This window comes from Tractidigestivibacter sp. (assembly GCF_057241865.1).
In genome coordinates this window covers 92628-101888 of the sequence record NZ_DBHHPX010000007.1, presented here as the reverse complement: position 1 = coordinate 101888, position 9261 = coordinate 92628, and the positions used below count along the sequence as shown (strand labels likewise).

7 protein-coding genes are annotated in these 9261 nt (G+C 62.8%); 6 read left to right on the top strand and 1 reads right to left on the bottom strand.

Annotated features, from left to right (window positions below; genetic code table 11):
- The first annotated feature begins 350 nt into the window (after positions 1–350).
- Positions 351–2600 carry a transcription termination factor Rho gene (gene rho, locus ACO59D_RS03930; protein ID WP_485125849.1) on the top strand — a complete coding sequence of 750 codons (2250 nt, stop codon included), beginning with the start codon at positions 351–353 and terminating at the stop codon, positions 2598–2600.
- A 210-nt stretch (positions 2601–2810) separates the two neighbouring features.
- Here rho and ACO59D_RS03925 read toward each other — a convergent pair whose 3' ends face one another.
- Complete coding sequence (locus ACO59D_RS03925) at positions 2811–3596, bottom strand: SDR family NAD(P)-dependent oxidoreductase (protein ID WP_485125848.1); 786 nt, start codon at positions 3594–3596, stop codon at positions 2811–2813.
- A gap of 228 nt (positions 3597–3824) precedes the next feature.
- Here ACO59D_RS03925 and ACO59D_RS03920 point away from each other — a divergent pair, with 228 nt between their 5' ends.
- From ACO59D_RS03920 to ACO59D_RS03900, 5 genes are all read left to right on the top strand, one after another.
- Positions 3825–5171, top strand: a complete 1347-nt coding sequence (locus ACO59D_RS03920; RefSeq protein WP_485125847.1) for a hypothetical protein — start codon at positions 3825–3827, stop codon at positions 5169–5171.
- On the top strand, positions 5171–5692 hold the full coding sequence (locus ACO59D_RS03915; RefSeq protein ID WP_485125846.1) for a VanZ family protein: 522 nt from the start codon (positions 5171–5173) through the stop codon (positions 5690–5692). Before ACO59D_RS03920 ends, ACO59D_RS03915 begins: the two co-directional genes overlap by 1 nt.
- A gap of 167 nt (positions 5693–5859) precedes the next feature.
- Positions 5860–7056, top strand: coding sequence for an ABC transporter substrate-binding protein (locus tag ACO59D_RS03910; RefSeq protein ID WP_485125845.1), 1197 nt, complete (start codon positions 5860–5862; stop codon positions 7054–7056).
- Between the two features lie 101 nt (positions 7057–7157).
- Positions 7158–8033, top strand: a complete 876-nt coding sequence (locus ACO59D_RS03905; RefSeq protein WP_485125844.1) for a branched-chain amino acid ABC transporter permease — start codon at positions 7158–7160, stop codon at positions 8031–8033.
- A 9-nt stretch (positions 8034–8042) separates the two neighbouring features.
- Entirely contained in the window at positions 8043–9245 is a 1203-nt protein-coding gene (locus ACO59D_RS03900; protein WP_242622188.1) for a branched-chain amino acid ABC transporter permease, read from the top strand.
- Positions 9246–9261: the final 16 nt, after the last annotated feature.

Genomic DNA, 9261 nt, shown 5'->3' with positions numbered 1-9261 from the left:
CCGGCTCGGTTTGCGAACACCCCATGGGGTGTTCGGGTGAAGTTGCAAATCAACCACTACTAGCCCCCAAAGGCCTACTTCGTCGTTTTTATGGCTCCGACGTGCACTCTTGCGCGTGTCGTGCTATAGTGTCCCAGACGCAATGCACCGCGTGCGTGTTCGTACGGCATGCGTGCGTATCGCAACAACCCCCTCCCTGCATGTGATGGACGGTTCTCTCGTAGCTGTTCCGAAGTCGCGTCGAGGGGTCGCATCGGGCACCACGGCCTCGACGAAGCCTATCAATTAGTTAATTTGCATGACGACTTGGCGCGACACGCGTCTTGCGTGAGAGTGAAAGGTAATACAGCATGGCAGATGAGACACCCGCGGGTTCTCAGGACGCTAGTTCTGAGCAGGCCCCCGAGGAGACGCCCAAACCCAGGCGGCGCCGCCGTACTCGAGCCGAGATTGAGGCCGATAAGCTCGCGAAGGCGGCTGTGGCTGCGGTCGAGCCAGTGCCCGCCGAGGGCCAGCCTGCGGCAGAGGAGGCGCCAAAGCCGCGCCGTCGCCGGGCGGCCAGGAAGAAGGGCGAGGAAGCCGGTGCTGAGCAGGGTGAGCTTCCCATCGCTGCTGCCTCCGCGGCACCCGAAGCCGCTCCTGAGGAGGCGCCAAAGCCGCGCCGCCATCGTCGTACCCGCGCCCAGATAGAGGCCGACGAGCGTGCGAAGGCAGAGGCCGCTGCCCAGGCGGAGGTCGCAGCAGCAATGGCAGAGCCCACCGCGCCTGGCTCGGAGGAGCCTGCTCCCAAGCCCCGACGTCGGCGTCGCACACGTGCGCAGATAGAGGCCGACGAGCGCGCCAAGGCGGAGGCCGCCAAGGGACGCGCCGGCGGTGAGGCCAGCGAGCCTGCCGAGAGCGTACCGAACGCCCCGGAGCGCCAGGAGCCCAAGGTCGCAGGGACTTCCCAGCATGCCGAGCATGACCAGGCAAGCTTTGCTGAGATGACGCGCGTGACGCAGGAGGCAACGCAGGCAAGCTCGATTCCTGCCCCCATGCCGGCAGCAACGCTTGCGGAGACCGATCACGCATCCGAGCAGCAGGACCGCCTCCATAGACAGCCCCGTGAGCATTACCAACGCGAGCGCGGCGAGCAGCAACAGGGCCAGCAGCAAGGTCAGCAGCAGGGCAGGCGCCGCCGCGTGAGCTACAGCAACTCCGGCCACAACCGCTTCAATAACGGCAACGGGGGAGACGGCAGTAATTTCAACCGTCGCAACCAGCAGAATCACAAGCAGCATAACCGCCATAACGGCCAGCCCACGCAGACCCAGCCATCGTTCTCTCGTGACGACCTGCAGGCCATGAAGGTGGCAGACCTTCGTACCAAGGCTGCCGAGCTTGATGTCGAGTATATTGGCGTTCACAAGACCGACCTCGTCGAAGCCGTGTATCTGGCTGCGGCCGCAGCTGAGGGCTTCCGTCCCGTCGACGGTATTCTCGAGATGGGCAACACTGGTGCGGGTTATATTCGCACCGGCAATTACATGAAGGGCGACAACGACGCCTACGTGAGCCAGCAGTTCATCCGCAACTACGCTCTGCGTCCGGGCGACCGCATTGAGGGAACAGTTGGACCTGCTCGCACCAACACCAAATATCCTGCCCAATACCCACCCCTCACTGCCATCTCGCGCGTGAATGGCCGCAATCCGGAGTCTGTGAGGAACCGCCCGCGCTTCCGCGACCTCACCCCCATCTATCCCAATGAACGCCTGGTCATGGAGTGTGGCAAGGACTCCATTACCGGTCGTGCCATCGACCTCGTTGCCCCCATCGGCAAAGGCCAGCGTGGCCTTATCGTGAGTCCTCCCAAGGCCGGCAAGACTACCGTCCTCAAGAAGATCTGCCAATCCATTGCCGCCAACAACCCCGAGGTCCATCTCGTCTGCCTGCTCGTGGACGAGCGCCCCGAGGAAGTCACCGATATGCAGCGCTCCATTCATGGCGAGGTTGTGGCGTCAACGTTTGATATGCCTGCCGATAACCACACTGCCGTGTCCGAGCTTGTCATCGAGCACGCCAAGAGGCTTGTCGAGCTTGGCGAAGATGTCGTGGTGGTTCTCGACTCCATCACGCGTCTTGCTCGCGCGTACAACTTGGCGCAGCCCGCGAGCGGCCGCATCCTCTCTGGCGGCGTTGACTCTGCGGCACTCTATCCGCCCAAGAAGTTCCTGGGTGCCGCTCGCAACATCGAGAACGGCGGTTCTCTCACCATCATTGCGTCTGCACTTGTGGACACCGGATCCAAGATGGATGAGGTCATCTTCGAGGAGTTCAAGGGTACGGGCAACATGGAGCTCAAGCTTGACCGCGAGCTTGCGGACAAGCGCATCTTCCCCGCGATCGACCCGGTCTCCTCGGGCACGCGCAACGAGGACCTGCTCCTTCCCGCCGAGCTCACGCCCTTCGTATGGGGGATTCGCCGCGTGCTGGCGAATATGAACAACACTGAGCGTGCTGCGTCGGCGCTGGTCAAGGGCCTGAAGGCAACCAACTCTAACGAGGAGTTCCTTATCCGCTCGGCCAAGAAGGCCCAGCAGAGCGAGTATGTAATGTAGGTCTCGGTGCGGGGCTTCTTCTCGCCTGTGGCTGTAAAGTTGCGCACCCCGGCGTGTCCGCCAGGGGTGCGCTTTTCGCCGGTTGGTGGCAGTTAACCGTTCGGATTCTACGGCTCGGGTACGGCACCGTAAATTCCGAACGGTCGGCCTGCCCTAACCGGCGATTCTCTACGACTTGCTGCCCACGCCAAGGCTGAGAAGAGCCCCGTCCTATTCGCCAGTACGAGCCGTGAACAGCAGGTCCTGGGCACGCATGACCCAACTTGCTGGCAACACCTTGGCCGCCACGCTTGCCGCCAGCATGTCCGGCGAGGTCACGCAGGTGGAGCGGCCAAGAACCGCGGCATGCAGCGCCTTTCTCACCACGTCAGCGGGCTTCTCGTAACCGATTGTGGTCATGCGGCGAACATTACGCGCGTCGCCGGGATTGGCGAGAAAACCGGTGTCCATGAACTTGGGGCACACTGCCGTCACGTGGATGCCGGCAGGCCGGAGCTCGTAGTCAAGGGTGCGCGAAAGGTCAACCACAAAGCGCTTGGTGGCCGAGTAGGTCGAAAGGCCCGGCTGCGGAATGAGTCCGGCAATCGAAGCCATGTTCACCACGCGCGAGCCGGCAACCATGCGGGGGAGGCAGTGATAGGTGGTCTCGACCACGGCGAGGCAGTTAAGACGCACCATGTTGCCCTCGTCTGCCTCGGAAATCTGGCCAAAGTCGCCAAACTTCCCAAAGCCGGCGCTGTTCACAAGCCACTGCACCGTGGGCGCTTCATCCTCCAGGGAGTCGCGCAGGCACTCGTATGACGAGTCCTTGGTGAGGTCGAGGGCAAACGCGCGCACGGGTGTCGCGGTCTGCTCGGCAACGGCCCTGAGGGCCTCGACGTTCCTGGCGACAACCCAGATCTGGTCGAGCGGGCCACCCGCCCCGCGGTCGAGTTGGCGGACGAACTCGCGCCCAACTCCCGATGACGCTCCCGTGACAACTGCGATATTGGCCATCGTACCCTCCTCAAGACAATTATCTGCTTGCATTTGGCGTGGTGGAAAGTATAGTTGATAGGTAAGTTTGATGACACGCAAGTGTCGCGACGGCAAACGCAACCAAAGACGAACCACGCCGTTGTCAACCTGCCCACACCAGCCTTTCCGGCCGGTGCTCCTCAGGCCATAGGTGAGCATCGTTCGTCTCCAGCCGCGCAGTCGCGAAGGCATCGGAGGTGTATTAGGATGACATGCAGGAGGAGTCCAGCGGTTGTTGCCGGCCTTCTCGGCGTTGTTGCCTTTGGTACGACCATGGCGGCATTTGCGGAAGAGGGTGCCTTGCCCCTTGATGCGTCCCCAAGCCTGAACCTTGCGCAGCTGGGCCTCACTGGCATCGACCTTACGAGCATCAATGCCGAAACTGCCGGAGCCCTTGGCATAAGTTGTGCGTGCGGCGCTCTCGTCTCGATGGGTACCTATGCGCTTCTCCGCGCCATCTCGCGCAAGCGGGCGGTTGCGAACCCCCATGAGCCAGAATCCGCCACCGAGAAACCCGCCGAGTCGACGCAAGCAGGCGACGCCCCCCGTGCCGCGCACGCGCCGCGCCACATGCGCCCCAGGGACTGGGAGCGCGCGGGTCGTCTGAGTGCTGCTGAGAAGGCCGAGGAGATTGCCGACGGACTGGCAGCTAAAGATGCTTCCGGCATGCATGCCGCTCACGGCTACGAGCAAATCGCTGAGAACTACGTGAGCAAGCAGACCTTTAGGCAGCGCATGGCAACGCGCGCGCAGGGCGTTGCTGCGACCCTTTCGGCGCGCATTGACGCCAACCGCATGGAGGGCCTTCCCGTCATCGAGCGCGCGGACGGCTCCGTGGGAGACGTTGGGACCGCGTGGTGGACCGCCGCGATGGGACCCTCGATCTCTGGCCCCATCGACGTGAGCGATGGCACCGCGGATGCCATACCCTCCGAGTTTGGCGCCGAGGGCATTAACGACCTGCAGTTCATGTCTGTAGGCCCGCGTGACATTTCTCGCCGCGTCTCGCCGGTCGAGGAGGATGCCTATCCAGAGAAGCGCAGCGTGGGGGACGCCGGGGATGACGACTGGGACCGCGCCCTCAAGGCCATGGACGAGAGGCTCGGCGTTTCTGGCGCTTCTGTGGCACAGCCGGTGGCAGCGCGGGCCGGCGCGGTCGCGCCCCTCGAGCCCTTCTCGGACTGCGTTGGCGATGAGGGCTCGATTGATGAGCCCGAAGGCATCGAGCAGGACACGGAGTTTCTTTACTTCAGGCCGCCAGCCGGACACCCCGAGGTCGTCGACACCGAGACCTACGTCGATTACCTGGTTGCTGAGGAGTTCTCGCGCAACCCATCTGCTGCTGTGCGCAAATCCTCCCGCGACTACCTGCGCATCATCGAGGGTGGGACCCAGACCGGGGGCCTGCGTGTACAAGGCCGCCACATGGCACCCAGGCGGGGCGGTGACTCTATGGGGAAGACCACCGATTCCATTGGGAAGACTGGCAGGTACAAGCCGCGTCACTTTGCCGGCTCCGTGCCCCTTTCGCACGTCGACGCCTTGGAGGCGTGATGCGAGACGGGATGGGGGAGTCGTCCGACTCCGCAAAAGAACGACTCGGGCCGAGCGCCCGCCACAGGTGGTGGGCGCTCGGCTTCTGCCTGTGGGTTGCCTTCATTTGGGGGCACTCCCTCGTGCAGGGCCCTCAGTCCTCGGCTGAGAGTGCAGGCGTGGTTGCCCAGGTGGCGTCCCTTCTCAACGCGCTCGGTATCACGAGCGAGCATGCCATGACCCTTGCCGTGCGCAAGACCGCCCACTTCCTTGAGTACGCCGTGCTGGGAGCGCTGGCCGTGCCCACGCTTGGGTTTCCTGCCCGTGGGGGAAGGGCCCCTCGCTGGTTGGGCCCGGTTGCAGTCGCCCTCATTCCTGTGGTAGACGAGACAATCCAGCACTTCGTTCCCGGACGTGAGCCCTCTCCTTGCGACGTCCTTATCGACCTCTGCGGTATCGCTGCGGGCGCGCTTGTTGCTCTGCTCGCTTCCCGACGCAGGGCAGACAGGCGGACGGTGGGTGGAGCGACGTGTCCAAAATGACGCGTGCCATCGGCGTTGCCCCAGCTTGCGCATGTTACGAAAACATGCGATGTGTTACGTCTCGAATAAGCTTTCAGGCCTAGTATGCCGCGCTCGGCCCTCGTTTCATAGAGTTGTCCACGAATCGCGTGCGGGCGACCGCGCGGCCAAGACTAGGGAGGGCACGTATGAACACCAACATTTCTAGGCGCAACTTCGTCAAGAGCACTGCCGTCGCGGGCATTGGTCTTGGCCTTGCAGCCTGCGGCGGGAACTCCGCCTCTTCTGGCTCCAGCTCCGACACCATCAAGGTTGGCCTCATAGGCCCGTATACCGGTGACGTGGCCCAGTACGGCCTTGCCTGCCGCTACGGCGCAGGGCTCTACGTCAAGCAGGTCAACAACAACGGCGGCATCAACGGCAAGCAGGTCGAGCTTGACACCCAGGACGAGAAGGGCGATGCCACCGAGGCCGTCAACGTGTACAACAAGCTTGTCGAGGACGGCGTCGTGGGCATCGTCGGCGACGTGACCTCTACTCCCACCATCGCCGTGGCGCAGGCCTCCGTTGCCGACAACATGCCGTGCGTGACGCCTTCCGCCACCGCCGCGGACGTCATCTCCTACGGCAACAACTACTTCCGCGCCTGCATCACCGACCCGTACCAGGGCAGGCTCATGGCCGACTTCGCCGCTGACCAGGGCTACAAGACCGTGGGCGTGATCTACAACCAGGGTGGCGACTACGAGCAGGGCGTTGCCGACGCCTTCGCCGAGGAGGCCGGCAAGAAGGGCATCACCATCAGCGACTCCGAGGGCTATCCCTCTGGCGCCACCGACTTCAACTCCCAGCTCACCAACATCATCGCAACCAATCCCGACGCGATCTTCTCGCCCAACTACTACCAGGACGACGGCAAGATCATCACCCAGGCAAGGAAGCTTGGCTACAAGGGCGTCTTCATGGGCGCTGACGGCTGGTCCAACATCGTGGGAGGCGATGAGGAGTACGCGAGCGCCGAGGACCTCGAGGGCTGCTACTACGACTGCTCCTTCGTGTCCGAGAACACCGACTCCAAGGTCCAGGACTTCATCAAGGCCTACAAGGACGAGTACGGCGATACGCCGTCGAACTTCTGCGCCCTTGGCTACGATGCTGCGATGATCCTCCTCAATGCCATCGAGACGGTCGAGAAGGGCGGCAAGGCCACCTACGGCACCGATGACTACAGGAAGGCCGTCATCGATGCCATTGCCTCCGGCACCGCCAACGGCGTCACCGGTGACATCTCCTACTCCGGTACCGGCGACCCCGTCAAGTCCACCCTGATCATCACCTTCAAGGATGGCAAGCAGGAGGTCTTCAAGACCATCGAGGGCGAGTAAACCCGCGGTACGGTGATTTGGAGGGAAGCGCCGGGTGCGCAGGATGCCCGGCGCTTCCTGAGTTTTATTGGACAGGTTCAAGAGAGAGGAAGTGTTGTGCCGTGACGATACTGACGCAGGTGCTCAATGGCCTTCAGCTGGGCAGCATCTACGCGCTCGTCGCCCTGGGCTACACGATGGTGTATGGCATCATCTTGCTGCTCAACTTTGCCCATGGCGACATCATTATGGTCGGCGCCTACATTTCGTGGATTGTCATGAGCCAGCTGGGGCTGAACCCAGTGCTCGCAATGGTCCTTTCCGTTGTGGGGTGCGCCGGCTTGGGCGTGCTTATCGACAAGGTTGCCTACCAGCCGCTGCGCGAGGCACCGCGCATGAGCCTGCTCATCACCGCAATCGGCGTCTCGTACTTCCTCGAGAATGGCGCCCAGCTGGTCTTTGGTGCCGACGCCAAGGTGGTTCCCGAGTACTTCGACCTGCCCAACCTGAGCATCGGCGGGGCGTCACTCTCTGCAAACGCCATCCTCACCATCGTCGTGACGGCCGCCTCGACCATCGTGCTCAATATTCTGGTGCAGAGGACCAAGCTGGGGAAGGCCATGCGTGCCGTCTCCGAGGACATGGGCGCCGCGCGCCTCATGGGCATTAACGTGAACAACACCATTTCGTTCACGTTTGCCGTGGGCTCTGCCCTCGCGGGCATCGGTGCCGTGCTCTATAGCATGGCGTACGCGCAGGCCACACCGACCATGGGCATCATGCTGGGCACGAAGGCGTTCGTCGCGGCAGTTCTCGGCGGCATTGGCTCCATTCCGGGCGCCGTCATTGGCGGTCTGCTCGTGGGCTTTGCCGAGGTGTTTGTCTCGGCCATCGGCCTCTCTGTTTGGCAGGACGCCGTGGTGTTCTTGCTCCTGATCATCGTCCTCGTGGTGAGGCCCACCGGTATTCTGGGCCGCTCGATGACCGAGAAAGTCTAAGGGGGAGCCGTGACTGCATCTAGGGCAACAACTGCACAGGCAGGCACGCCGGCTGTCTCCGGCTATCGCAGCCTCTCCATGCCTATGCGCTACCTGATCAATGCCGTTCTCGTCGTTGCGTTCCTCGTCGTGGGCGAGCTCATGATTGACGGCGGCGTGATAAGCCGTTACCAGACGGGCGTCATCGAGCAGATCGGTATCTACATCATCCTGGCCGTCTCGCTCAACATCGCCACGGGCTACCTGGGTCAGCTCCCGCTTGGCCATGCCGGCTTCATGTCAGTGGGCGGCTACTCGTGCGCCATCTTCATCATGAGGATGATGGACGTCGTCGGCGTGACGACGCGTGACTTCGCCACCGGCAGCCCTGCTGCCGTGGGTCTCTTTGTGCTCGGCATCATCTTTGGTGGTTTTTGCGCCGCTGTCTGTGGCCTTGTCATCGGTGTTCCCGCGCTGCGCCTCAAGGGCGATTACCTGGCCATCATTACGCTTGGCTTTGCCGAGATCATCCGCGTGGTCATGCAGAACATCGACGGCGTGCTGGGCTTCACGCTTACGGGTGGCGCCAAGGGCTTGACGGGCATACCCTCGTACACGAACTTCCTGAACACCTTTGTCGTGGTGGTCATCTCGCTCTTCCTGATTCACACCATGATGAAGTCGCGCCATGGCCGCGACGTTCTCTCCATCCGCGACAACGAGATCGCGGCTGAGTCGTGTGGCGTCAACACCACGTACTACAAGGTGCTTGCCTTTGTGGCGTCCGCGTTCTTTGCCGGCGTTGCTGGCGGCCTGTACGCGGGATGCATTGGCGTTATGGCGCCTGCGAAGTTTGGCTTCATGAAGTCCATCGAGATTCTGGTCATGGTCGTTCTCGGCGGCATGGGCTCGATGCTTGGCTCCGTCATCTCCGCGACGGTCCTCACCATCCTGCCCGAGGCCCTGCGCGCCGTCTCCGACTACCGCATGGTTGTCTATGCCGTCGTGCTGGTCCTGGTCATGATCTTCCGTCCCGAGGGCCTTCTCGGCGACTATGACTTCTCGATGTCGCGCGTGATCGAGCGCGTCATGAACCACGGCAAGCGCCCGGAGGATTTCTCCCGCGCAGCGGCGTCGGCCGTCGAGACCGTCGCGGGGCCTGCTGTCGTGCCTGCGGCGGCTGCGCCAACCTCCGAGAAGGATAGCGGGAAGGAGGCCGACACCCATGAGTAACGACGAGACCAGGGTG